This window comes from Candidatus Poribacteria bacterium, from assembly GCA_026702755.1.
Classification (GTDB): domain Bacteria; phylum Poribacteria; class WGA-4E; order WGA-4E; family WGA-3G; genus WGA-3G.
The window spans coordinates 39888-64846 of sequence record JAPPBX010000031.1 but is presented as its reverse complement, the minus strand read 5'-3'; the positions used below and the strand labels follow the sequence as shown (position 1 = coordinate 64846).

At 47.2% G+C, this 24959-nt stretch carries 20 protein-coding genes and 1 pseudogene; 5 read left to right on the top strand and 16 right to left on the bottom strand.

The annotated features are described in order from the left end of the window. Positions 1–121 precede the first annotated feature (121 nt). The 6 genes and pseudogenes from OXH39_05840 to OXH39_05815 form a co-directional block, all read right to left on the bottom strand. Positions 122–403 carry a type II toxin-antitoxin system Phd/YefM family antitoxin gene (locus tag OXH39_05840; GenBank protein MCY3549964.1) on the bottom strand — a complete coding sequence of 94 codons (282 nt, stop codon included), beginning with the start codon at positions 401–403 and terminating at the stop codon, positions 122–124. Positions 404–520: 117 nt separating this feature from the next. Further along, positions 521–2311: a hypothetical protein gene (locus tag OXH39_05835; GenBank protein ID MCY3549963.1), complete on the bottom strand. Its 1791-nt coding sequence runs from the start codon at positions 2309–2311 to the stop codon at positions 521–523. Between the two features lie 153 nt (positions 2312–2464). Then, positions 2465–3736, bottom strand: coding sequence for a hypothetical protein (locus OXH39_05830; GenBank protein MCY3549962.1), 1272 nt, complete (start codon positions 3734–3736; stop codon positions 2465–2467). A gap of 14 nt (positions 3737–3750) precedes the next feature. Then, complete coding sequence (locus OXH39_05825; GenBank protein MCY3549961.1) at positions 3751–6312, bottom strand: Hsp70 family protein; 2562 nt, start codon at positions 6310–6312, stop codon at positions 3751–3753. Continuing rightward, complete coding sequence (locus OXH39_05820; GenBank protein ID MCY3549960.1) at positions 6312–7181, bottom strand: hypothetical protein; 870 nt, start codon at positions 7179–7181, stop codon at positions 6312–6314. The genes OXH39_05825 and OXH39_05820 overlap by 1 nt, the downstream gene beginning before the upstream one ends. A gap of 107 nt (positions 7182–7288) precedes the next feature. Beyond that, positions 7289–7594 (bottom strand): annotated as a pseudogene (locus OXH39_05815) (RraA family protein). A gap of 116 nt (positions 7595–7710) precedes the next feature. On the opposite strand from OXH39_05815, the gene OXH39_05810 reads away from it, so the two are divergent. Together OXH39_05810 and OXH39_05805 are read left to right on the top strand one after the other, a co-directional pair. Further along, positions 7711–8049: a hypothetical protein gene (locus tag OXH39_05810; protein ID MCY3549959.1), complete on the top strand. Its 339-nt coding sequence runs from the start codon at positions 7711–7713 to the stop codon at positions 8047–8049. Positions 8050–8117: 68 nt separating this feature from the next. After that, positions 8118–8741 carry a hypothetical protein gene (locus OXH39_05805; GenBank protein ID MCY3549958.1) on the top strand — a complete coding sequence of 208 codons (624 nt, stop codon included), beginning with the start codon at positions 8118–8120 and terminating at the stop codon, positions 8739–8741. Positions 8742–8875: 134 nt separating this feature from the next. Here OXH39_05805 and OXH39_05800 read toward each other — a convergent pair whose 3' ends face one another. The 10 genes from OXH39_05800 to OXH39_05755 form a co-directional block, all read right to left on the bottom strand. After that, complete coding sequence (locus OXH39_05800) at positions 8876–9682, bottom strand: RraA family protein (protein ID MCY3549957.1); 807 nt, start codon at positions 9680–9682, stop codon at positions 8876–8878. An 89-nt stretch (positions 9683–9771) separates the two neighbouring features. Next, positions 9772–9954, bottom strand: coding sequence for a hypothetical protein (locus OXH39_05795; GenBank protein MCY3549956.1), 183 nt, complete (start codon positions 9952–9954; stop codon positions 9772–9774). Beyond that, positions 9947–10447 (bottom strand): type II toxin-antitoxin system VapC family toxin, encoded by a 501-nt coding sequence (locus tag OXH39_05790; protein MCY3549955.1) that lies wholly within the window; start codon positions 10445–10447, stop codon positions 9947–9949. The genes OXH39_05795 and OXH39_05790 overlap by 8 nt, the downstream gene beginning before the upstream one ends. A 52-nt stretch (positions 10448–10499) precedes the next feature. Further along, positions 10500–11354, bottom strand: a complete 855-nt coding sequence (locus OXH39_05785; protein ID MCY3549954.1) for a sugar phosphate isomerase/epimerase — start codon at positions 11352–11354, stop codon at positions 10500–10502. 32 nt (positions 11355–11386) lie between these two features. Next, positions 11387–12484: a type I restriction endonuclease gene (locus OXH39_05780; protein MCY3549953.1), complete on the bottom strand. Its 1098-nt coding sequence runs from the start codon at positions 12482–12484 to the stop codon at positions 11387–11389. Positions 12485–12580: 96 nt separating this feature from the next. Further along, positions 12581–13306: a phytanoyl-CoA dioxygenase family protein gene (locus tag OXH39_05775; protein ID MCY3549952.1), complete on the bottom strand. Its 726-nt coding sequence runs from the start codon at positions 13304–13306 to the stop codon at positions 12581–12583. 10 nt (positions 13307–13316) lie between these two features. Next, a complete protein-coding gene (locus tag OXH39_05770; protein ID MCY3549951.1) occupies positions 13317–14381 on the bottom strand; it encodes a Gfo/Idh/MocA family oxidoreductase in 1065 nt (354 codons plus the stop codon). A gap of 191 nt (positions 14382–14572) precedes the next feature. Further along, positions 14573–15136: a c-type cytochrome gene (locus OXH39_05765; protein MCY3549950.1), complete on the bottom strand. Its 564-nt coding sequence runs from the start codon at positions 15134–15136 to the stop codon at positions 14573–14575. A 166-nt stretch (positions 15137–15302) separates the two neighbouring features. Further along, positions 15303–18101, bottom strand: coding sequence for a TonB-dependent receptor (locus tag OXH39_05760; protein MCY3549949.1), 2799 nt, complete (start codon positions 18099–18101; stop codon positions 15303–15305). A gap of 220 nt (positions 18102–18321) precedes the next feature. Beyond that, a complete protein-coding gene (locus OXH39_05755) occupies positions 18322–21114 on the bottom strand; it encodes a TonB-dependent receptor (GenBank protein MCY3549948.1) in 2793 nt (930 codons plus the stop codon). A gap of 200 nt (positions 21115–21314) precedes the next feature. Between OXH39_05755 and OXH39_05750 the strand changes: the two genes are divergently transcribed. From OXH39_05750 to OXH39_05740, 3 genes are all read left to right on the top strand, one after another. Further along, positions 21315–23054 carry a long-chain fatty acid--CoA ligase gene (locus tag OXH39_05750; GenBank protein ID MCY3549947.1) on the top strand — a complete coding sequence of 580 codons (1740 nt, stop codon included), beginning with the start codon at positions 21315–21317 and terminating at the stop codon, positions 23052–23054. Then, positions 23051–24088, top strand: coding sequence for an alcohol dehydrogenase catalytic domain-containing protein (locus OXH39_05745; protein MCY3549946.1), 1038 nt, complete (start codon positions 23051–23053; stop codon positions 24086–24088). Before OXH39_05750 ends, OXH39_05745 begins: the two co-directional genes overlap by 4 nt. A 125-nt stretch (positions 24089–24213) precedes the next feature. Then, positions 24214–24939: a phytanoyl-CoA dioxygenase family protein gene (locus OXH39_05740; GenBank protein MCY3549945.1), complete on the top strand. Its 726-nt coding sequence runs from the start codon at positions 24214–24216 to the stop codon at positions 24937–24939. Positions 24940–24959: the final 20 nt, after the last annotated feature.

The following is a 24959-nucleotide window of genomic DNA, read 5'->3' as shown; positions in this document are numbered from 1 at the left end:
TGGTTCTGCTTGCGTACTTTAGACAATTGCCATTTTAAAGTATACCATAGACCTTGCGAAAAGTCAAATTTTCAGCGTGATTCAGTTCAGCGGTAGGGTCAAACATAACTATTCAGAAAATCTACTTATGGACTTTCTCCGCGCGCCCCTCAATCATTGCCTGTTCAATATCTGCTTGTGCTTCTTCTTCGCTCGCTGCTGGTACTTTTTTCCATATTCGCTCCAGGACGGAAAAAGCTCTTTCCCTTTGTTGAAGCGTTTTTTCATAGGCCTCAATTGGAACAATGGCAACGAGTGGCTTATTGGCACGTTTGACGATTAACCTATCTCCGTTATGGTGGACTCCATCAAGCAATTCGCCAAGCTTTCCCCGTAATTCCGTCATCGAAATTTCTTTACACATTGTTTTTTCCAATTGTTTTCGTCAGTGTCCGAGGTGTCAACATATTTCAAAGTATACCGTAAATGTGGGAAAAGGTCAAATTTTCCAGATGAGCAATAGAATGAGGAACAACTTTTCCTAACACCCTTGTGAAAAAGCTGCGATTAGCGCGAGAATAGCAAAAATGACGATTTGCAAGAGGCAACCGGTACCTCCTCTTTTCTGTGGCGGTTCGATTGTCCGTCTGCGTTGAATATTCATTGCATATAATGTCATTATGTCTTCTTTCAGTCGGTTATTTACCTCATCCATCCCATACACCCCTTTAAATACACCAATTAGCGCGTTTGTGATCTGTATAGCAAAATCAAGTTTTTGATGTTCGTTCCAAAGGTGAAGGGCTATGTTTCTAACAGTAAATGCCACACCATTATTTGCATCGACCGTTTGTGCAGTAGTGTTCCATGACTTGACAGATTGTATAAGCTGATTGACCATTGGTGATAAAGTATAATCCGATTGTTTCGCGTCCGAAGCCTCCTTGAGTTGTTCAACTTGTGTATTGATGTTTTCAAAATTTTTCATTGCAACTAATGCTGCTTTGTCTTCAGTAAGACGTGTTACTACTTCGACACCTACACTGTTTGCATTAAATACGCCGATTAGCGCGTTTGTGATCTGTATGGCGAAATCAATTTTTCGGTGTTTGTTACAGAGATGAAGAGCTACCTCTCTAACAGTAAATGCCACACCGCTATTTGCCTCAACCGGTTGTGTAGCGGTATCCCATGACTTGACAGATTGTATGAGTTGATTGACCATCGGAGTTAAAGTGTAATCTGATTGTTTCGCGTCCGAAGCCTCCTTGAGTTGTTCAACTTGTGCCTTGATATTTTCAAAACTTTCTATTGCTATAACAAGACCTATTTGTGTTTCTAATTCCCTTAAGATCTCAACAATCTGTTCAACAATTTCTGGTACTTCAGAGAATATGTCCTTGAGTGTATTTAAAATTTTTCTGGAGAAATCAGGTTTACGGTATTCAAAGAATAAGGCAGCAGCCAAGTCATTAAAGCGTCCTACCATTTCAAAACTTGCGTTATGCCGTTCTCCTCTGCTTTTTTTGCTTACTTGGATCGGTTGCGCAAGGACATTCCATTCTTTTACGGTCCGGATGAGTTCATTAATTATAAAGCCCAAATTAGAGTCAGTTTGTTTAGCAACAGCCCTTGACCGGATGTCCTCTATGTGTATATTAATTTTCAACTCCACATTTTCAATAGATCCTTGAATATGGTTTTCGTACCAGATTACCAGGTCATCAATCAAAATTGGTCCGTGTTTTTCACCGTTACTTGTTGCTGTTTTAATTCCTATAGTCACTGCTTTCGCAAGTTCCCAGATGGATAGATCCTTTAACGCCAAATTGATAACTTGCTGGTAATAATGCCGTCGATTTTGGAGTTCATCTTCTATAATTGACAGGTTCGTTATTTCGGGAAAACCCGATTCTCTACGTTCTTCGTTGATGGTTATGCAGAGTTCTTTCATCTCAATTCCGTCGAACGCTTTAGCGATTTCAAGTATCCACTGCACTGTTGTCGGAGGAGAGGAGCGATAAATGTAACCACTCCACTGGCCAATGTCATCTGGCAAATGATCATGTACACGAGATAGTCCGGCAGCAAATAAGTTCGCACGAGAGAGAGGAATCAGTTTTTCGTTCCCGAAAAGGCTCTGTTCATAACCCGTTTCATTCACATTTTCCATGAACGTTATCAATTTGTGAAACAGTTCCATGCGGAGTTCCGCAGATCGTTCCAATAAATTCAAAAATCCGTTAGTAAGTATTTGGTTGATACCCGGCAGCCATGCCACTTCAGCAGAGATGCGCCTGCGTGGATTGGTTAGTATAGACTGTGCCTCCATACACTCGTCGGCATCCGTTAGCAGACTACATTCCTCAGCGAGTTCCATAATCCTATGCCGGTTATCTCGCGTCGTAGCACCGAGAATATGAAAAGGGTTTTTTAAAAGGTCCACATTTTCTCCAGATTATCAAGAACTAACAAAACTTATAGATTAGAATATCTGCTGTTCACGCCGTTTGGCGATTTTATTTAATGTCTCAAGGTCAGCCGTGATATGTCCAGCGATTGCGGGAATCCCAGTGAAAACTTCTTGTAACACATTCAGGATTTTTTGAGAAAAATCAAGTTTATCGTATTCATTAAAAAGGTGTATAGCCAATTGTCTGACCCGATCTGCTATATCGTGACTTGCATTATGACGTAAGCCTTGTCTATTTTTGTTGAGTTGAATGGGGGCCGCTATGATACCCCAGTCTCTGACGGTTTCAATGAATTCATCTACCATCGATGCAAAAATAGTATCGGGCTCCTCCATTTCCGCAGCAATTCGGATTTTTTTGTCCTGTGTTTCAATGTTTTTTTCTACGGTTCCAAGGGAGGTCTGAGCCTCTATTTCATAGGAATCAACGGTAGCCTCAATCAGAATAGGCCAGCTGTTTTTACCACTATCAGTTGCAGTTTTAACTATCGAAAGAACCGTAGTAACTGATCTCACCCGCGCTTTAGCGGTAAGTATATTTTTTAAAGTCGATTTGATAACTTGCTGATAATAAAGTCTACGATTTCGTATTTCCAATTCTATCGTTGACAAATCTGTTATTTCGGGAAAGCCGGAGACTTTGCGTTCCTCGTTAAGTGTTGCGTGTACCTCTATTGGATTGATAGCTTCAAATGCTTGCGCAATTGCGAGTATCCACTTGGCAATACCATCAGGCGTGTAATCTGGTAAACGTGACATCCGAGCAGCAAGTAAGTTCGCTCGCGCAATAGGCGTGAGTTTGTCTATACCGAGAAACTTTCCGAGTTCCATCAGGTTATTTGTTTTAAAAGAATTTAAAGAATTTTCCTGAATAAAAGACCTCATTGATGGTTTCAATAGTTCTAAAACTTTGTCTGCAACGTTGTATTTTTTTGCATAAGGTAAACGCGATAGTGCAGAGGCAAGTGAATCAACAGGCGCGATAGATGTAGTTTCATCATTGCCAAGGTGATTTCCGGCAGACGATTCTAACAGCATCAACAGATCGTAAACGCGTTCAGAAACGCACCCCGGCAGCCATGCGACTTCAGCAGATATACGCGTTCGCGGATTTACGAGTTTAGTTTGTGCTGCTATACATTTATCGGCATCTGATAACAGCCCTCGTTCCTCTGTGAGCTCCATAATCCTGCGCCGGTCGTCTTGCTGTGTCGCTGTCAAAATATAAAAAGGGTTCTGTAAAAGATCCATTTCTGCTGATAATAAAGAAATACTGCCTTTCACTCTGAACGCTGATTTTAGGGGCTGTTTTTCAAGAAAATATTTGCCATCTGAATAGTGCTATCGGCATCTTCTGTCCCACCAATGTGAGGAAGGAACATAAGTTCCCTGACAACTTCACGGAGTTCCGCAATGGCAGGGGTATCTATAATAGCCCCTTGGCGGAGATCTTTATCAAGTCCTTCACATTCTATGAGTTGCCTACCGCTACGCGCAAGTTCCTCAAAACGTCGCCGATCCAGAAAAGCGTAGGGTGTGCTTTCTAAATGCTTAAATTGCTCAATAACAAACCAGGGTTGACGCCACAGTATCTCAAAATTTCTCCCCCTCAGTTGACTGAGAAGCGACTCAAATACTTCGTCAGAATCATTATTGTCAATGGAACGTTGCGCTGTAGCAACGAGGTTATCATATTCCGTTGCTTCCGATGGGCGCGCGTGCTGGCGAATATACGTATCAAAAAAGGTAAGTGTATCATCAAGATCCATTTGACGAATTACCTTGAGATTATCTTTTTTCACCCGATTGATCAAGTTATTAGCATCTAAGATCGCTTCGCTGGCTTCCTGAACCTTTTCGGTATCCGACTCCTCGGAATTTAACGAACTTGGGAGTTCCAGTTTCCTACGGGCATCCTCGAGTCTGGGGTCGTCAATTTTATTTGCGATTTCATCGACGCGGTTGCGGACTTGAGTAGCTTCGTTAGCAATCTGAGAAGCATCTGCGGAGTAATCCCGCTCCGCTTCTTCACGTGAGTAAAAATTCTCTTTATATATGCCAGCGATCTCTCGGGTCTCGACCTCTAATATGATTTCGCCTGAATCCAAAATTTCATAATTGCATATTATATCTGACCCCTCGGAAATTATACCGTCATCGAAATCACGTCCGGTCACTTCTAAACAACCGATGAAGCGATTGTCCTTAATCGGGTGCTTAATATCCCCCTCCCACAGAATAAATTTGAGAGAATCGGATGAACCGGCGATAACTGTTTGGCCAGCGATTAGTTCTACACTCCGTTTTTCTTGAGGAAGTGGTGCGCCCTTCTCAATGAGATGATAAGGTTTCGGTTGACCACCCAGGCGATCTAAAACTTCTAAAACAATTGTATGTGAAGCTGGAATCGCATCAAGAATTGCCGCCGTTTTGGTGATGACAATTTCTTCCTGCTTTATAGGTTCCCCTGCAGCATCGTATACTGTAACTTTAAACGTGTTATCGCTAGGCTTTGGCAAGGACACGTCAATAGTCGTCGCATGCTTGAGTGGATACTGTCCAGAAATCGAGGCATCATCAAGGCTCAAAACCTCGAATGTATTCCCTGTTGGAACGTTTCCATCAACTTGAACGGCAATTTTTGCTGTATCTGTCGATGTTCGAGCGATGTAATTAAAACGGAACGGTAATTCCGCATCTGAAATTTGCCCACGGGTCGATCTCCTTCCGCGGTTCTCTGAGCTCCAATCAATGGACTCGGCAAATATGCTCGCCCCTTCAGCGACAGTCGTCATAGGGTTCACGGCATCTAAGTCGCCCGCAATGTCGAGTTCAGAGGAAACTTTGTCCCGCAACGGCTTGTAATGTGTCGGACCGCCAACCCACACGATACAATCTAAATCCTGGGCGTTAACCCCGCATTCTTCCATCGTTTCACGTACACGATTTATGGTGTCGTTGAGCTTCTCTGCTATTAGTCTATCAAAGGTGTCGCGATGTAAAGGGATGTCCTCATAGATTTCCACTCCGTTTAGATCCAGTAGCGGTTCTTCCTCATCAAAATCACCAACATTTATATCGTATTCTACTTCCGAAGATAATCTGATCTTTGCAGCTTCACAACTCAACTCCACAGGTCGTAAAATTTTGCGGAAAGTTGGATCTGTAGATAAGTCATCAGGTAAATTGTATTTCTCGCGTAGATAGGGGAGAACAACATTATCACGTAGCAGGCGATCGAAATCTCGCCCTCCGCAGAACTCTATTCCTCCGTGCGCAAGCAGGGAAACCCTTCCTCCGGTGCTTTCAGCGATGGCAGCGTCAAATGTGCCGCCCCCGAGGTCATAGACTAAAAATCTGCCATCAGTGTTGCGAACACGCATATAGCTCATTACAGCAGCGACCGGTTCTTGCATAAGTTTAACGTTACCGATTTGCGCCATTTCCGCAGCCTCACTCGTTGCATTTCTCTTTATCTGGTTGAATGCTGCAGGTACCGTAACGACAGTTCCCGTATCTGGGGAATTTCTGATTTCTTCAGGTAGGGAACCGAACAACGTCTTTAATACTTCTGCCGAACATTCCTCCGCGGTAAGCGTGCGATTCGCCCCGGATAGTTCAATTAGTGTGCTGGTTCCCATCTTACGTTTAAATTCCGTTGCACAGTTATCTTGAAGTCGTCCGACTTGGTGATAAGCTCTCTGACCGACCGTGATGTTTCCACTCCGCCCAATCAGGATAGCAGACGGCGTTACATCGTTCCGTTCTCGTATACTTTGTCTGATTCGGGTGTTAGTTCCATCGTAGGTGCTGATAACACTATTTGTGGTACCTAAGTCAATACCGACATAGTTTGCCATTATTCTTCTATTATCCTCCTTTTTAAAGTAACCTTTCCCATTTTTGCCAAGGCCGTTCCTTCCATGATTATCGGTTCAAGCATCCGGCTGACTACTAAAGGAACATCCTCGTCGAAGTCTTCAATATTGGACGGTATGACAGCCATACCGGGATCATAAGGTTGTCCTTCGACATTGACGATCCGGAGTCCGCCTTCATCAAGAGATTCCTCCATCTTTTTTAAATGCCAGCGCAACTGACTTGTATATTTTCGATGCTCGCTGGCATCAAGGATGGTAAGCATACGTTGATAAACCGTTGTAAAATGCCAGGATTCAGTGGCCAATTTAATGATAGCTTCCTTATAACCATCCGCACTCTCGTCAGGCATACTCTCTTCAGACACACTCTCACCAGATATACTCTCGTTAGAGATACTGTCTTCAGGCGGACTCTCGTCAGGTGTGCTTTTTTCCGCATCGCCCTTCATTCCAATCAACTGATCAAGTGTCGATGGGTAATACACCATACCAATACATAAAGCCAAGGCAAAAGGCATTCTGTATAAATCCATGTTCGTTTCTGATGGCCATATCAATATCGCGCAAAAACTCGCTCCAAGTACTATGAACATTGCTGATAACGTAAATTTTCGCGCATATTCATGGGTCTCAGTGGATGATTCGACTATGCGGGTTATAATGTAAATGAGAGCCAAGGCTAATATCGCTCCGATACAGATAAGGATTGTGGAGGGATTAGAATCTTCTGTTTGTGGTAGAATCGGGCTGGATATTATAGCAGTAATAATGATCTGTGAGATAATAAGAGTCAACAAAAGAAAAAAATAGATAGAATCCAATTTTTTCAAAAGCCCCTTTTTTTTCATGACATTTGCGCAAAATACCATCATAGATATTATGGAAACGTAAGTAAATAACTCTATTATCACCATTTCTTCAAAGTCTTCCTACAATAAATAGTTAGGTAATACCCTCATCCTTGATCGACATGCCATTTCGCAAAGTCCGCCTCAATTTCCTCTGACCATTTGCGATCTATCTCGCCCGGCGTGTATACACTTTCCCGTAGTCGTTGATGCCCGAACCGATCTCGGGGAGCCACCTCCTCACCCTGTTCAACGACCTGTTGTGCGAAATGCGGCGAAATGAAAATAACGCCGCCACGTCTCCCTAAAACGATGTCTCCGGGTAGAACCGTCGCCTCAGCGATGCGAATAGGAATGTTAATACCGGTAAGCGTGACGTTCGCAATACTTGTCGGATCCACACCACGCACGAACGTAGCAAAATCTACCATTTTTCGCTTTTTTGACTTTTATTTCTTTTTATGGTATAATACCATTAACCCGTTTAAAGAGAAAGATAATTTGGTTCTGAGTCCTTAAGGAGACACTCATGGCGAATAACGCACCAATGACGCACGAAGACCATTGGAGTCGTCCAGTGGCTATGACACCCGATGGTCAATGGATTTCTTTACGAGAAGTGGTAGACGGAGCACCAACACAGGTTCCATTTAATTGCTTGTCCCTTGAGAAACAGTCAGAATTGGTCGCGGAACGCATTCGGCAAAGCCCCGAATTTGACGTAGGTATCCTGGGTCAGCGGATAGTGGACAAGAAGCACGCCATTGACGAAGTACAGAAACGAACATCTATAGGGCGCGCCTTAATTGACGTTGAGCAGCGCATGATTAGAATGTTACTCAAACGTGCGCTTGAAGGAAACCTTTAGTTCACAAAAAATAACAAAAGGTAAAACGTTGTCTCAAGCAAAAAACGACGCGTTGAATTGAACCTGATTTGAAAGTTCTCGCTATTGATTCCAGTTACGATAGGATTACACAAGCTTCCTACGACTATCGAAATCGGCATGTTTATCCTTATCTGGAAGCCAGAGGGTTTGAAATTGTACGTTGTCAGGGCAAATTGGCGTGTCGTTTTCACGTTAAACCGAAAGCATGTCAACAAGACATCATTTATATGACAGGCGTAGGACATGGGACTGAGACAACCTATATGGGAGAACATTACAACCCTATTTTTGATATAGGGAGTTATCAACCCCAGGAATCGGATGGCAAGGTTGTTCATTTTTTTGCCTGTCAAACTGCTGTTGGACTTGGTCCTGACTTTGTGACCCATGGATGCCTTGCCTACTTTGGGTACAATGAAGAGTTCATCGTTTTGATGCGTATTTCCGATGCTTTTTTTGACTGTGACTCTGAAATAGATCGGGCGTTTGCCGACGGTTTGACTGCAGAAGAAGTGTACAAACGCGTAATTGGGCACTATAATCAGAAAATACGCGAGTTGGAAAATGGAGGGCACTACCGTGAGGCAGCGGCTTTGGAACACAATCGTGACTGTCTTTGTGCCCCTTCAGTTGATCCAAAATGGGGAAATAAAAAAGCAAAACTCTTCTAACAGTAAATAGGTGAAAAGTCAAAAATGGACGTGTGAGATTTTGATATGGGGTGATCCATATCGTCTTCCCATCTTGAAGGTTGCCTCTCATCCTGAAAATCCTAAAATCCTGCAAATCCTGCTTCAGACATACTTCACTCCTGCTCCTCGCGCCATTTCGCAAAGTCCGCCTCAATTTCCTCTGACCACTTCCGATCTATCTCACCCGGCGTATACACACTCTCACGTAGCCGTTGATGCCCGAACCGATCACGGAGAGCCACCTCTTCGCCCTGTTCAACGACCTGTTGCGCGAAATACGGTGGAATGAAAATAACGCCACCGCGCCTCCCTAAAACGATGTCTCCCGGTAAAACTGTCGCTTCTGCAATTCTGATAGGGATATTAATACCGGTGAGTGTGACGTTCGCAATACCTGTCGGATCCACACCGCGCACGAATGTGGCAAAATCGGGCAACTCGTAGATACCATCAAGGTCCCGGATGCCACCCTCAATGACCATGCCAGTGCCTGTTTTCGCATAGATGGAATTGCCGAGGTTATCACCGGCGAAGGTGCCGTCCTTCACTTTGCCGAAGAGGTCGACGACGATGACATCATCTTGGACGAGCGTATCAATCACCCACGAGTTTTGACCGCCGACGCGTCCCTCCTTTTCGCCTTGTGTGGAGATGGCATCGTTGAAATCGGGGCGGACAGGCACAAACGCACACGTCACCGCTCTACCGACGAGAACTCGATCCGGGTGGAGGTTCATCCAATCGCCAGCGAATTGGAACTGATAGCCGTTGCCGTGGAGAACACCCCACGCCTGTTCAATACTGATCGCCTTCATCCGCTGAATGATATCATCGGGGACGCGGGGTCGTCCGTCAGGGAACCGGTCGCCTTCCCATAAGTGTGTCATCGCGAGGATGCTCTCTTTATCAATAAGTTGCACGTTAAGTCACACTCCTATACTTAGTAAAGTTTGCACTATTCGTGTCTATTTTCGTGGGCCGGTTCCTACTTCATCTGGCAACTTGAACCTCAGGCATTAGGCTTTTCCTTCTTTTTTATAGGGGCGACTGGTAAATCTACGTACTTGATGCCCTGCTTCATCTGCTTCTCCTGTTGCTTTGTCATAAATTCCATATACGTCTCCAAATCACCGAAAAGAGCGACGAGACGTTTTTTGGCCTCAAGGCATTCCTTCAAGATTTCGTCATACATGAGAGAGTTCCTCCAATATTGTCGCGGGGGTGTCGATGCAAGGCATTGCAAGACCTGCGTTGCGACAAACTTGTTCAATTTTCGGTCTTGTATGTGGGTTTGCAAGGTGCGCGAAATTCCACGTTGCTAAATATGGGATAGCGCGTATTGCCGAAACAGCTATATGGACAGCGTCGGTGAAGGCAATTTGCGGAAGAGCTCCCTGATCAACCAAATGTTGTGCAAAAGCTCGGTCAGAATTCTGTACAATCACAAGACTAAGCCCTTCAACCACTCTCTGCCTATGTAATGCTTGCTCGCTATCCCCCATTGATATTTCGGCAATAACATAGTTGGACAAAACGAATTCAAAACGGATGTCCTGCCAAAACTGCCGCGTGATTCTTTGCCGTTCCGCTGTCTTGACAGCACGACTGGGTCTAGAGACGAGGTAACTCGGAATCGTTGCGTCAATGTAAACCCGGGGGCCCTCTTTTTGAGAATTAGTTGTCATATTCTAAATGATAACACAAACTGTCTTGAAACACAAGAAGTAGACAGGATACTTACAGACCTGCGTTTTCCCACACCTGATCCAGTGATTCCGCAGTGGCTTTCGCCGCATCTGCGGGTTCCATACCGTTTACCTTTTGGCTGAAGGGTTCGGGTGTCACGGGTCCTTCATAACCGATGTCCGTCAGGATTTGCATCAATTCAGTGAGCGGGATCACGCCGGTTTCGGCGGGGAGACATCTGATGTTGTCAATCTGTTCGTCTGGGTCAATACCGGCGGGTGCATCGTTGATGTGGACGTAAACGACATCCGATACAGAGAGTTTGCGAACATCGTCGGTCGTGGAGCGACAGGTGTACCAGTGCCATGTATCGAACAGCAGTCCAACGTTCCCTGTGCCGACTGCAGCGGCAAGCCCTAACATCGCATCCATTGAATAGGCGAAGAGGTATTGGGAACCCTTGCGACTCGTCGCCGGTCCAATGAACTCAAGCCCGATGGAATGTCCGTGGTCTTTGAGAATCTCGGCGACAGCACGTAGCCGTTTGACGGAAAAATCCCAATTCTCCTGATACGTCATATCGTTTGAAGCAGGTCCTACAACGGTGGTTGTCCGGTAGCAGCCGAGTTCTGCGGCGAGTGCTGCACGTTCCGGCAGCTGCGCTAAACCGGCATAATAGTCGGCATCGGGACCGCGCCAATTGACACCGAATCCCCAACCTCCCATCGCAATGCCTGCCTCTGACCAGAGGTCTTTGACGTGTTGGACAGAGTGTTCTTGTGCGAGTTGGTTGGCTTCGTCGATGTTCAGGTCGAGACCTTCAAAACCGGCGTTTTTCGCGAGGTCTAAGCCTTCAGTCATATTTGCCCGGATGCCGATTGCACCGGTACTCAGGTTCTTAAACATAATTTCTCCTTGCTAGTTTTCCCGATCTAACATTACTCTGAGCTTTCTGAGACATCAGGAGTATCATAACTTTGGGCGGTTGCTTTTAGCTGTTCTGTGTACTGGTAAATATCGTCTATACTCCCAATTTCAATCCGTTCATGGTTTTTTCCCCCATCGAACAACCCCAAGTATTTTTTGGTACTGTTAAAATGAAGACGGCATATAGGTTTTCGCCTGTTATCATCTAGCAGGACTGACATATAACTCATTGTGTCCCGGTGTCCAATTCGATCTGGGGCAACCACTTCACGAATGATGGATTTAACGGTATAAAATCCCTCTAATTCTTCTTCGGTTGTTACAATACGAGACTCAACCTCTACCTCAATTGACTCATCGGATTCTTCAACTTCAACAGACTGTTCCGCAACTTCCCCTTTTGTGATTGCAGACTGCAAGCGTTGATTAATCTGTTCATTTAGAAACTGGTTCAAGGCACGCTTGACAATATCCGTGAACTGCTGAACCACTGCCTGCGTTTTTACACCGCTGTAGACAAAAGACAGGAAAAATCGAACAAAATCTTCGGAAGGCGTTTCCAATTGCTCAATCATCGTCTGCTTTATTTCTTTTGTATACTTCAAGTCGCTTGCAGCAGTAAGCGTTTCATTCAAATCAAAAGCGGGCTTGGTGAACCGCTTGAGCTCATTGACCAACGGCGGCTGAATATCAAGCATGTCGAATTCAAGGAAAGGCTTGGTATCCATTATGTTCGATTCTTCTAAATCGGTGTAAAATCGATACAGAACACCATCTGTCAATACAGCAATTCGAGCGTGAACCACTGAAAAGTAACGGTAAAGTTGTGAGGTATGAACATCAGACAAATCTTCACCGTACTTTTTGCACTCAATGAGCATGATAACTTCATCATCTTTGAAAATGGCGTAGTCAACCTTTTCACCCTGTTTTGTACCAACATCAGCAGTAAATTCGGGCACTACTTCTGTTGGGTTAAATACGTCATATCCCAAAAGGTTGATAAAAGGCATGACGAAAGCAGTTTTCGTCGCCTCCTCGGTCTGAATAACATCTTTTTGCTTTGTGATTCTCGCTGATAAATTACTGAGTGCTTCGATAAAATCCATTAATACCTCCTTTGGATTTTTTATTTTTCAGAATAAAACAAAAATTCTTGGTTAACACGATAGCCTCGCTGGCATACCTTAATCCTGACAATCTATCTATCCTGTGAATCCTGATTCAGACAGTTTCTCTCCGCGTAAAACTTTCGCAGCGACAGCCCACGGATAATCGGTATCCTCCGCCTTTGCGTCGCGGTACGTCGGAATCCAGACCCAGCGTTCTTCTCCAGAACGATTGGGATGACTGGAATGAAGCGTCAAATCGTGAAAAAAGACGGCACCACCTGCTTCAATCTCCGCTGTGACGGCAAGGTTCTCGTCAACCGCACCTGGACGGAGTCGATTCCCGAACCCATGTCCATCACTGGCATCGCCATCGTGGACAAGAGCGGATTTGTGAGAACCCGGAAAGAGTTTGAGGCACCCGTTTTCAACAGTCGCATCGTCAAGCGCAACCCAAATTGAGAGTTTATGTGCGCCGTACCAATAGGACCAATCTTGGTGCCAAGGGCTGGCGAAGGTCGTTGTCTCGCTTTTGAAAACTACCTTGTCGCTTAGAAATTCAATGTCCGGTGCATAAACGCTTTCTAAAATATCGAGTATCCGTTCATCACCGACTGCGGTTTGAAAGACAGGACTCCGCGCAGCTAAGCCGACATAAACACCGTGTCCAGCGACTGTGCCTGTTTCTGCTTTAACGGCTTCCAGAATGTCGATACATTCTAACTTGAGCCGTTGGACTTCACTTCGCGTGAACAGGTTCGGCGCGATAGCGAAACCGTCCCTTGAGAAATCGTTCCGAAGTGTTGTCGTGTCAAGGGTCATTTTTTATCCCTCATTCAGTTTCTGCAATCTGAACTTCGCGTCCTGTCTCAGCACTTGTGAGCAGACCTTCCATCATCTGTTGGACAATCAATCCATGGCGGAGGGGTGCCTTGCAGGTTACGTCATCTAAAATACATTCAATGAAATGATCAGCGATAGCATCCCACGACTTGCCATACTTACTCTTTGGAAGTTTCGCGTCTATGTTCTCAAATTCACCTTTTTTATCGGTTCGATAGAGTCGTAGGGGCTTCAGCGTCGCGCCTGCCTCTGTGCCGAAGAGTTCGATCTGAAATTCGTCGGGTTGGTGTGATGCCCAGAAACTTTCCACCTGCAAGCCGACACCACCTTCAAAAGTAATAAACCCACCAGCGTAATCATCAGAATCATATTTCTCGTAGATCTCTTTAGGGGCTTTCGTCCCTTTCCAGTAGCCGAGGCCTCGAGGTCCGAACTTCGCGCCAGCAGCACCGAGTACCGCAATTGGCTTTGGTAATCCGAGAATCCACCATGCCGAGTCAAGCACATGGACCCCCATGTCGCGAAATGCACCGCCGCCTTTCTGGATGAAACCGAGATTCCACGCCGGGATACCACTCCTACGCACGCTCCGTGCCCGCGCGTAATAGAGTTCTCCGAAATAATTATCGCGCGCAAGATTGCCGAGGTATTGGGTGTCATTCCCGAAGCGCGTAGAGAGCGACATCATATTAACGACACCTGCTGCCTCTGCTTCCGTGACCAGTTGTTGCGCTGCTTCCTCGGAATCGGCGAGCGGTTTCGTTACCATGACATGTTTGCCGTTCCGTACGGCTTCCAATGCTATTGGCACATGCCACTGATTCGGGGTGCCAACGAATACAGCGTCAATATCCTTCGCTTTACACATCTTTTTGTAATCTGTGTAGAATTTAACCTCGCCCGGTAGGTCCTTAGCGAAGTCTTTCATCCGGTCTTCGAGCAAATCGCAGAGTGCGACAACGTTGCCTCTCGGATTTCCGGCGAGTGCCGTTCCATTCGGTTTACCTATACCCATACCGACGACGGCAATTTGGACAGGTTTTTTTGCTGCCATGAAAAATGTCTCCAAATAATTTCGATAGATAGGAGTTTACGCAATATCCACGGATTCGTTTGTGGAATTTGCGGGGTGGACTGGAAAGTTGGAAGATTGGGGTCTATTCTTCCTTTCTTCCATCCTTCCACGCTTCCCACCTTTGCTCTCATCTCTCAATATCCGCTTTGTGTGTAAGTCCTGTCTAATTTTTAGTACGGCCTACCCCGTGAATTCAAGGGTGGACTCACTTCGTTTTTAACCGGCTTAATCGTCCGTAGATACGCCCAAATCGCTTTCAGATCCTCATCGTTCATTTGGGCATAGTGCTTCGTCGGCATCGGCGGAAAGATTTTCCGATTGCCCTCCACACCTTGATGAAGCCCAGTACGTATTGCTTGGATGAACATCTCCTCTGTCCAATCACCCAATCCGGTTTCTTTGTCCGGTGTCAAATTTGAGGAGAAACTTGTTCCAAACGGACCGGAGAAGGCACTCATTTGTGGTGACGTGAGGATAAAGATGCCTTGTTGCATCATACTGAAGTTGTAGCGCGGAGAAGGCGCGTTCGCTGGATGTCCGGCAAGGTACATGTCCATGTTATATTCGGCACCCGCACGCGGAGTATGACAATGCCCGCACGCGCCCACCGTGTCCACGAGGTATTTTCCTCGCTGCACCTTATCGTTCTGGCTTTCGACAGAGTTTATATTCAGCGCAATGATCGCACCGACAAAAAGCACTACCACAGAAAAGGTTAAGAGATTTCGCTGCATTCAATAGCTCTCCTTATAGATTCAAATCTCACCCTAATTTAGCATATTGCGCGAATGGGTGCAATAGAAAAATCTGAGTTGTAGGAGCGATCTCCTGATCGCGACATAAAAAAGCGCAGTCGAAAACAGTGCTTACATCTTTTGTAACAACTATTAAAAAACCATCTTAGAAACTATAAGATAACTTCACGTAGTAAAGTCCACCGTTGAAACCGAAGGGTGCAGCCGCCCGATCATACGTGAAAACTCCCGGCGAATCCGCAATCACTGTTCCAGTACTATCTATGAGGGTGCCACCACGTGCTTGACCGACCTCGTTTAAGTCAGGTACCTGATTGAGAAGATTGTTTGCGCCGAGCGTCAAGGTGAAGGATTCGTTGAGTTGATAGGCACTCTGAATATCGGCGAGCCATTTTCCACCGTAAGTTTGACGCTGGGCATTCTCTCCACTCCCTGCTTGCAGGGTATAACTCCCGAAGTAACGTAAAGCAGACCCAATTTTGAGGGATCCGATAGTGTAATCTGCTGTGAGGTTTATGCGTGTGTTCGGTTGCCATTCCTCAAGAATAGAGCGTTCTCGTTCTGGAAAGAGAATTTCCTCGAGACCGATTAGAATGGAACCCGGTGCTTCCACATCACCGATGACTTTGGTATCTGCCCACGTTAATGCAACTTTCAAATCGAGAAGAGATTCATCGTCAAAGGCGTGTACGTAACCTGTGGCTATATCAATGCCGCGAGTCCGCGTTTGCGCGACATTCGTAAAGACTTGTGCTTGACTGGCACCAGCTTGTGCTAAGGCAGGCACGGTATCTGCCCTGAAGCTGCCGCTTAGAACAATGCGGTCATCAAGGTCAATCTGGAAGGCATCAAGCGTCAACCATAGATTCTGAATCGGTTTGAGGACGATACCCCCTGAAACGTTGACTGAGGTTTCCTCTTTAAGTTCTGGGATGTTGAGTGCACGCGCAGTGTCGCTGTCATTGCGAAACGTCCCGACCTCGAAAGGTAGCAGTTCCGTCGTATTCCCATCGCCATCAGCGTCATTATTGTCAGCCTTGAATTGTGTGCTGATGTTGTTAAAATAAAGTTGTTGGAGTAAGGGTGCCCGGAAGCCTGTGCTACCGGCGGCACGCACCGCAATCTGTTCTGTTAAGTCGTAGCGAACCGTTGCTTTTCCTGTGACAGTAGCACCGAAGTCGCTATACTGCTCGCCCCGTACAGCAGCACCAACGAGCAGACCGGTTCCCGGTTGCCCGCTGAGATGGGATTCAAAGTCAGCGTAACCTGCAATATTTATCCGGCTTTCATCCACCTCGTTGGCTGGACGGAAGCCGGGAAAGACTTGGATACCACTGGCTGCACCTTCGGCACCGAGACCCGCGTTGAACCAAGAGACAGGTTCACCCGCTCGGATGCCGTAACTTTCCCGTCGAAATTCGGCACCACCGGCAAGGTTAATGAGGGAGGATTGATAGGTGAGAGGATAGGTAATATCTATATTGAAGGCAGTTTGATCGAGTCGAAATCCACCGGAATCGGCGGCAGTTGGACTCGCCGCCCCGTAGGAAGCGTTCAGTGAGTTGGAAATGAAAAAGTCAAACGTATTCAGACCGTGGTTCAGACTGAGATCAACATCTAAATCCGTTGAAGCGTGTTTCCACGCCATTCCCAATGCAACGGATACATCTTCAATGGCTGTGTTGATTTCCGGAAGAAATCCATCTGGATAAATCGCCTTCACGTTTCGACTGGTATCTTTGCTGTTGCGATAAAAGCCCGAGCTATTGTTTTGCCTTGTAGAATACCCACCGAATGAATAGAGCTCTAATGTTTCTGTCAGGGGTAGACCGAAATTGTAGACCCCAACTTTTTGTGAAGTGTCAGCATCCCCGACCCGAAAGTTTTTTCGATTGAAGTAATACTCACGCGGATCAAACCAGACCGGTTTTTTACCTGTTACATTTCCGTCCGCGTCTTTTACCTCAAGTTCGGCATCGGGCGGTCTACCTTGGTCTACTTCTACCCAATCGTACTGTCGCGTGCCGCTAATCCCAGCGCGGTTCGTGCGGTATCTGTCGCGCCACTCCACTGTTAGATTGAGGAAGCCGGAATCACCGACTTTCATCCCATAATTCCCATTTCCGTGCCACGTATCTCCGTCACCTTCGTAGGTCTGTCCCCAATAGAGGTTGACATCGCCTAAATCGACATCATCCTTTAAAATGATGTTGATGACACCGGCGATCGCATCGGAGCCGTATTGTGCTGCTGCGCCGTCACGGAGGACTTCGATCCGCTCTATCGCCGCGGATGGAATCGCGTTGAAGTCTGTCCCAGCGGTGCCGCGACCGACGGAACTATTTACGTGCAGCAGCGCACTTTTGTGGCGACGTTTGCCGTTGATGAGCACAAGCGTCTGATCAGGTCCTAAGCCTCGCAACGTCGCAGGACGCAACGCGTCGGTGCCATCGCTAATTGTTGAGCTTGGGAAGTTAAAGGAGGGAACTAACATCTGTAGGACGCGCCCCGTTTCGGATTGACCGGTGAGGCTAAGTTGTTCCCTGTTAACCACTTCTATCGGCACAGGTGCTTGCAAAACTTTCCTACCGATACTTCGGGTACCTACCACCACGACTGTGTCAACGATTTGGGTGGGAGCGAGTGTCACTGCCACTTCGGTTTGTCCTGCAGTAGTGTTGACCTGCTTACTCGAAAATCCGGTTGCTGTTACAGTGAGCGACTGCGCACCTGTCACGTCACTAAACGTGGCGACTCCAGAGTCATCTGTTGTCTGTTCTTGGTTTCCGGTTTGGACTTTTGCTGCTGAAATAGCGTTCCCGTTCTGCTCTTGAACGACTACCTTAAGTGCCGCGGCACTGGCAGTCATCGGTATTGCTGGGACGATGCTGAATAGCATAGCGACAACGCACCAGAAATACCGTTTATTTTCTGAAATTAACATCTCGTTTATTCTCGCTTATAGATAATAAAAATTGCAAAGTAAAGGATGTCTATAGTCCCAGTCGAGTTGTCATCCTAAAAATCCTTGAATCCTGAAAATCCTGATTCCGACAATTAATCCTCATACAGTTTGCGGTACAAAACCACTATGAGTAATCAATCTTCCTCAAAATAATATAGGCGCGGTTTGGGACCGCGCCTATATTGATTGAGAAACCATTTTAGAAACTATAGGAGAGCTTCGCGTAGTAAAGTCCACCGTTGAAACCGAACGGAGCAGACCGTCTCGAATACGTGAACACACCGGGTGAATCAACAATGACATGCCCCGTGCTGTCCGTTAGCGTTCCGGCGCGTGACTGTCCAATCTCGTTCAAGTCAGGTACCTGATCGAACAGGTTATTCGCACCGATTGTCAGTGAAAGTCCTTCGTTCAACTGGTAATTGCTCTGGATATCGGTGAGCCATTTTCCGCCGTAAGTCTGCCGTGCTGGATCGTCACCGCTTCCCTCTTGAACGGTGTAGCTGCCGAAGTAGCGCAAAGCACCACCAATCGTGAGGTCACCGATGATGTAATCCACACCGACGTTAATGCGAGTGTTCGGCTGCCACTCTTCAATCATGGAACGTTCCTGCGACGGGAAGAGAGTGTCCTCAAGTCCGACAAGAATTTCTGGCGCGTCCACGTCACCGATAACTTCGGTATCTGCCCATGTCAACGCAACCTTCAGATTAAGAAGAGATTCATTGTCGAAAGCGTGGAGATAACCTGCTGCGACATCAACGCCTTGCGTCCGTGTCTGTGCAACATTCGTGAACACCTGCGCGCTGCTCGCGCCTGCTGCAGCTAACGCTTTGACTTTATCGGCACTGAAACTACCACTCAGAACAATGCGATCATCGATTTGGATGAGGAATCCGTCTACGGTGAACCACAACTTCTCAAGTGGTTTCAACACAACACCACCAGAGACGTTGAAAGCGGTTTCCTCTTTCAGTTCAGGGATACCAAGTGCCCGTGCAGCATCGCTATCATTGCGGAACGTACCGACTTCAAGAGCAACCAGCTCAGTGGTGTTTCCATCGCCATCAATATCGTCAGCATCTACCTTGAATTGTGTACTGATGTTATTGAAGTAGAGCTGCTGTAGTGAAGGCGCACGGAAGCCTGTACTGCCGGCAGCACGGACTGCAACCTGTTTTGTCAAGTCATAGCGACCCGTCGCTTTTCCTGTGACAGTGGTGCCGAAATCGCTGTACTGCTCACCGCGCACCGCTGCACCAACAAGCAGACCGGTTCCGGGTTGCCCACTAAGATAGGATTCAAAGTCGGCATAACCTGCGATATTCGTCCGACTCTCGTCCACTTCATTATCGGGCCGGAAGCCGGGAAATACTTGTATACCACCAGAGGCACCGGGTACCCCAAGACCCGCATTAATCCATGAAAGCGGTTCACCCGCGCGGATACCGTAACCTTCCCTACGGAATTCGACACCACCGGCGAGGTTTACCAGTGAGGACTGGTAGTCGAGCGGGTAAGTAACATCTAAGTTAAACGCCGTTTGTGAGAGTTCAAAGCCACCAGCATCTGCGGAGGTTGGGCTGCTTGCACCGTAAGAGGCGTTCAAGGAGTTAGAAATGAGGAAGTCGAATGTATTCAACCCGTGATTGACGCTGACATCGACATTCAGGTCAGTTGCTTCATGTGTCCATGCCATACCTAAGGCGAGAGAAGTATCGCCAATATCTGTATTGATTTCTGGTAGGAACCCGTCCGGATAGATTTCAGTGACAGTTCGGGATGCCTGATTCGCTCTACGATAGAAACCCGCACTGTTGTTTTGGCGTGAGGAGTGTCCCCCGAAAGAATAGAGTTCCAACCCCTCGCCGAGCGGGAGTCCAAAGTTGTAAAATCCGATTTTTTGTGACGAATCGGAATCCCCGATGCGGAAGTTCTGTCTTTCAAAGGTATATTCGCGCGAATCGAACCAGACAGATTTCTCGGTTACAGTTCCATCATCGTTTTCAATTTCAAGTGTATTATCTGCAAGTCTACCTTGGTTAACTTCTGTCCAATCATATTGGCGTTCCCCTGTGAGACCTGCCCGGTTGGTGCGTGCTCTCTCGCGCCATTCAGCGGTGAGATTGAGGAAACCGGAGTCACCGACTTTCATACCGTAGTTGGCGTTTCCGTTCCATGTGTCACCATCGCCTTGGTATGTTTGCCCCCAATAAACATCGGCATCACCTGTGTCAACGTCGTTTTTGAGTACAATGTTGATAACACCGGCGATCGCATCGGAACCGTATTGTGCTGCTGCGCCATCACGTAGCACTTCAATCCGCTCTATCGCCGCAGACGGAATCGCGTTGAAGTCTGTTCCGGCAGTCCCACGACCTACAGATGTATTTACGTGCAACAATGCGCTTTTGTGGCGACGTTTGCCATTGACGAGCACAAGCGTCTGGTCGGGCCCCAAGCCACGCAATGTTGCCGGACGCAATGCGTCTGTACCATCACTAATTGTTGAACTTGAGAAGTTAAAGGAGGGGACTAACATCTGCAGAACACGTCCCGTTTCGGATTGACCTGTAATACTAAGCTGCTCTCTGTTAACAACTTCTATCGGGACGGGTGCCTGCAAGGCTCTTCTGCCGATACTGCGAGTACCTACCACCACAACGGATTCAATCGTTTGGATGGGAGCAAGCGTGGCTGTCACTTCGGTTTGTCCCGCAGTGGTATTGATCCGTTTGCTCGAAAATCCGATTGCTATTATTGTTAGCGACGCTGAACCTGTTACATCGCTGAACATAGCGATTCCAGAATCATCTGTTGTTTGTTCTTGGTTCCCGATTTGCACTTTTGCTTCCGGGATAGCGTTCCCATTCTGGTCTTGAACGACTACCTTAAGTGCTTCGGCACTGGCAGTCATCGGTATTGCTGATATGATGCCGAGTAGGATGGCGACGACACACCAGAGATGCCGTTTATTATCTGAAATTGACATTTCGTTTATCCTCGTTGTAAGTTGATGATAATGAGAAATACAGCGCATAAACAATGGTTTAATTATGATTTATTTTTATAGTGAAATGCAAATTAAAATTCCGAAAATGTAAAATATCAGTTTTTTTACCAATAAACTTTGTTTTTATGCTAAAATCATAAAAAGTTTGTACGATTTTTAGCGATAGGACACGGCGGAACATGCACGGCTTGATGATGAACTATCCATTGACGCTTGCGCAGATTTTGGAGCATGCACATCGTATACACGGCGATAAACGGATCACCACGCGCCTGTCCCATCAGATGTTCCATCGTTATAGTTATACTGCATTATACGAGCGTGTGAAGCAATTAGCAAACGCTATCACGCAATTGGGCATCGTGCAGCCGGGCGATAGGGTAGCAACCTATGCATCCAATACGTATCAACATCTGGAACTTTACTATGCGATTCCGTGCCTTGGTGCCGTGCTGCATCCGCTCAATGTTCGCCTCTCCGCTGCACAATTGGCTCACATTACGCATGAAGCAGAAGACAAAGTCATTTTTGTAGATGGAGCGTTTGCTGGGCAGTTTGAGGAACTACGGAATGAGATTAAATGTGAACAGGTTGTCTATTTTAATCAGATGCCTACACCTTCCGCTGTCTTTTATGAGCAGTTCCTCTCTGAAGCCGACCCAGCGTATACATGGGATATTCCAGACGAAAACTGGGCGATGGGTCTCTGCTATACCAGCGGAACGCAAGGCGAGCCGCGGGGTGTTCTCTACACGCACCGCTCCATGTTCCTTCACACGCTCGCTGTAAATCAAGCCGATGTCTTTGGACTGACCGAGGCAGACGTTGTTCTGCCGCTTGTCCCAATGTTCCATGCGATGGCGTGGGGACTGCCTTACGCCAGCATGTTTGCCGGGGCGGATCTCGTACTACCCGGTCCTACATCTCTTTGCCTCGCTGACCTCATTGCAAAAACAGGTGTCACCGTCGCTGCAGGCGTGCCAACGGTATGGGCGGCGGCTTATCCCGAATTCCGCAAAAGGCGGCGAGACATATATTCATTGAGGCGATTGATAGTTGGCGGCGAAGCGATGCCGCCGACACTCATTGAGGCTTACGAAAAGGAACTTGGGATTGAGATTTGTCACGCGTGGGGAATGACAGAGATGTCCCCGACTGGTACCTTCTCAAAACTGCGTAGGCGGCATCAAAATTTGTCCGATGCTGAAAAATGGCGGGTTAAAGCGAAACAGGGTAGACCGGTCCCAGGCGTTGAACTTCGCATTGTAGCTGAAACATCTAACCAACTCACCGAACTCCCTTGGGATGGTAAAACAGCTGGAGAACTACAAGTACGGAGTCCGTGGACAGCAAGCACCTACTATGGGAGTAAACCGACAGACGAACACTTCACCCCCGATGGATGGTTAAGGACTGGTGATATTGCGACGATTGACGCGCAAGGCTACATGCAGATTGTGGACCGCGCGAAGGCACTCATCCGAAGCGGTGGAGAATCTATTTCAAGTGTTGCCTTGGAGACTGCCCTCCTGAAACATCCTTATGTCCTTGACGCAGCGGTTATCGGGATGCCTAACGAAAAGTGGGGTGAACGTCCACTCGCTGTCGTCGCCCTTACCCCGGTAAGTGCGGTTTCTAACCGCACCGATGCGGACATTGCCCTTACCCCGGTAGGTGCGGTTTCTAACTGCACCGATGCGGACATTGCCCTTACCCCGGTAGGTGCGGTTTCTAACCGCACCGATGCGGACATCTCAAACACCCTCAAGCAGCATCTCGCCCTTGAGTTCCCGAAGTTCTGGATCCCTGACCACTTTGTCTTTGTTGATGAAATCCCAAAAACGGGTGTCGGAAAATCTGATAAGCAAACACTCCGTAAACGACTGCTAAGTGCAGAAACAAAGGAGAAACTGCCATGAGAATGAAAGCCGCTATCTACACAGGCATTGAAGAAATTGAGGTTCGTGAGGTTGAACGTGATGAACCCCCTCCAGGGTTTGTCCTCGTTGATACAAAGCAGACCGGTATCTGCGGAAGCGATCTGCATAGTTATTTCGGGAATTGGGGGCAATCGCATGAGCACGCCGCCGGGCATGAAACGTGTGGTGTGGTCGTGGCACTCGGTGACGGTGTAACGAAGTTCGACATCGGGGATAGAGTCGCTGTAGAGTGTTTTTCGCACTGCGGTACCTGCACGTACTGCGAAACCGGGCAGTACAATCTTTGTCTCAATAGAGGCGGGATCTCTCCGAAGATGCACGGCGGGTTTGCTGAATACACGTCAACACACCAATCTGGGTTGTTTAAATTGCCGGAACGAATGACCTTTGAACAGGGCGCGCTCGTTGAACCACTCGCTGTCTCACACCGTGCGATAGCGCGCTCGGGTGCCAATTCCCGGGACACCGTCGCGATTATCGGTGGTGGGACTATCGGTCAATTCTGCTTAGCGGATGCGGTTGCTGCGGGTGTTAAAGAGACGTTGATTACCGTCAAATACGAACAACAGGCAGAGTTGGCAAAAGCACTTGGGGCAGATCACATCGTCAATGTTGGAGACACCGATGTGCAAGAATACGTCAAGGATGTCACAAATGGCATCGGTTTTGATGCGGTCATCGAAACGGTAGGTGGTGCGGAAAACTTCAACATTGCCACAACGATTGTTCGGAAGCAAGGGTCAGTCGTTCTCGTCGCGGGGTACTACAAACCGCTTGAGGTGAATCTCTCCACTATCGTTTGGTCCGAGGCATCCATTACGGGTTCTAACTGCTACGGTTATAGCGGCATGGAGACCGACTTTGAAGCGGCAATTGAGTTGATAGATTCCGGCAAGGTCGATGCCACGAAATTGGTGACGCACTACTATCCGCTTGAGGAAATCCGAGAGGCATTCCGCGTATCTGCTGATAAGACCTCTGGCGCGATTAAAGTCCATGTCTGTCAAGATTAACATCTCCTTCGCTGGCGAGTGTTTTTGCTTGGGTGTTTCTTCTGGAAACCTCGCCTTTCCTAATGTCTCCTTCGCTGGCGAGGTTTTCAACCTCGCCTTTCCTAATCGTAAAAAGGTTTAACACAATGCAGAACGGAAATCATACGTTGAGCACCGAAGAAAGGGAACAGTTTTGGCGGCAGGGTTACCTCGGTCCTTACAAACTCTGTAGTCCTGAAGATATGCTTGACATGCAACCAGAAATTGAGAAAATTCTTGAAACGCCACCACCGGATCATAACCAAGTGGTGCATAACCGCCATCTTGATTCTCCGTTGATTCATCAACTTGCCACGCACCCGACTATCGTCAAACGGATGGCGGCACTCTATGGTCCAGATCTGCTCCTCTGGCGGACGAACTTTTTCGTCAAGGAACCGGGTGCAAAAGAGATTCCATGGCACCAAGATTTCAACTATTGGCCCCTTGAACCACCCATCATTATTTCGGCGTGGATCGCTGTTGATTCAGCGACGTTAGAGAATAGTTGTCTCCAGATCGTCCCTGGTTCACACCGAAAGGTAGTCCCACATGTGAAGGCGACTTCAGACATGGCGTTCAATCAGATGGGTGATCTCGAATTCATTGATACCAGCACTATCGTCAACCTTGAGATGCAACCCGGCGAATTTGTGCTCTTTAATGAGCGTACCTTGCATCACTCGGAAGCGAATCGTTCTGACAAGCGGCGTATCGGTTTGGCTGTCCGAGTCATCCTCCCTATTGTCAAAGTTTTCGATTGGGATGCCCCTGAACACAAACTCATTGTCGTTCACGGTGAGGATCCAGTGCAATTTAATAATAGGCAATAGACACCGAATAGCACATCTAC

What these genes read in the sequence shown, in the direction of transcription:
- OXH39_05835 (MCY3549963.1), bottom strand. Translation starts at nt 2,311, where the DNA reads ATGGAGGCACAGTCTATACTAACCAATCCACGCAGGCGCATCTCTGCT.
- OXH39_05740 (MCY3549945.1), top strand. Translation starts at nt 24,214, where the DNA reads ATGCAGAACGGAAATCATACGTTGAGCACCGAAGAAAGGGAACAGTTT.
- OXH39_05795 (MCY3549956.1), bottom strand. Translation starts at nt 9,954, where the DNA reads ATGTATGACGAAATCTTGAAGGAATGCCTTGAGGCCAAAAAACGTCTC.
- OXH39_05810 (MCY3549959.1), top strand. Translation starts at nt 7,711, where the DNA reads ATGGCGAATAACGCACCAATGACGCACGAAGACCATTGGAGTCGTCCA.
- OXH39_05745 (MCY3549946.1), top strand. Translation starts at nt 23,051, where the DNA reads ATGAGAATGAAAGCCGCTATCTACACAGGCATTGAAGAAATTGAGGTT.
- OXH39_05775 (MCY3549952.1), bottom strand. Translation starts at nt 13,306, where the DNA reads ATGACCCTTGACACGACAACACTTCGGAACGATTTCTCAAGGGACGGT.
- OXH39_05750 (MCY3549947.1), top strand. Translation starts at nt 21,315, where the DNA reads ATGCACGGCTTGATGATGAACTATCCATTGACGCTTGCGCAGATTTTG.
- OXH39_05840 (MCY3549964.1), bottom strand. Translation starts at nt 403, where the DNA reads ATGTGTAAAGAAATTTCGATGACGGAATTACGGGGAAAGCTTGGCGAA.
- OXH39_05780 (MCY3549953.1), bottom strand. Translation starts at nt 12,484, where the DNA reads ATGGATTTTATCGAAGCACTCAGTAATTTATCAGCGAGAATCACAAAG.
- OXH39_05760 (MCY3549949.1), bottom strand. Translation starts at nt 18,101, where the DNA reads ATGTTAATTTCAGAAAATAAACGGTATTTCTGGTGCGTTGTCGCTATG.
- OXH39_05820 (MCY3549960.1), bottom strand. Translation starts at nt 7,181, where the DNA reads ATGAAAAAAAAGGGGCTTTTGAAAAAATTGGATTCTATCTATTTTTTT.
- OXH39_05770 (MCY3549951.1), bottom strand. Translation starts at nt 14,381, where the DNA reads ATGGCAGCAAAAAAACCTGTCCAAATTGCCGTCGTCGGTATGGGTATA.
- OXH39_05785 (MCY3549954.1), bottom strand. Translation starts at nt 11,354, where the DNA reads ATGTTTAAGAACCTGAGTACCGGTGCAATCGGCATCCGGGCAAATATG.
- OXH39_05790 (MCY3549955.1), bottom strand. Translation starts at nt 10,447, where the DNA reads ATGACAACTAATTCTCAAAAAGAGGGCCCCCGGGTTTACATTGACGCA.
- OXH39_05825 (MCY3549961.1), bottom strand. Translation starts at nt 6,312, where the DNA reads ATGGCAAACTATGTCGGTATTGACTTAGGTACCACAAATAGTGTTATC.
- OXH39_05755 (MCY3549948.1), bottom strand. Translation starts at nt 21,114, where the DNA reads ATGTCAATTTCAGATAATAAACGGCATCTCTGGTGTGTCGTCGCCATC.
- OXH39_05765 (MCY3549950.1), bottom strand. Translation starts at nt 15,136, where the DNA reads ATGCAGCGAAATCTCTTAACCTTTTCTGTGGTAGTGCTTTTTGTCGGT.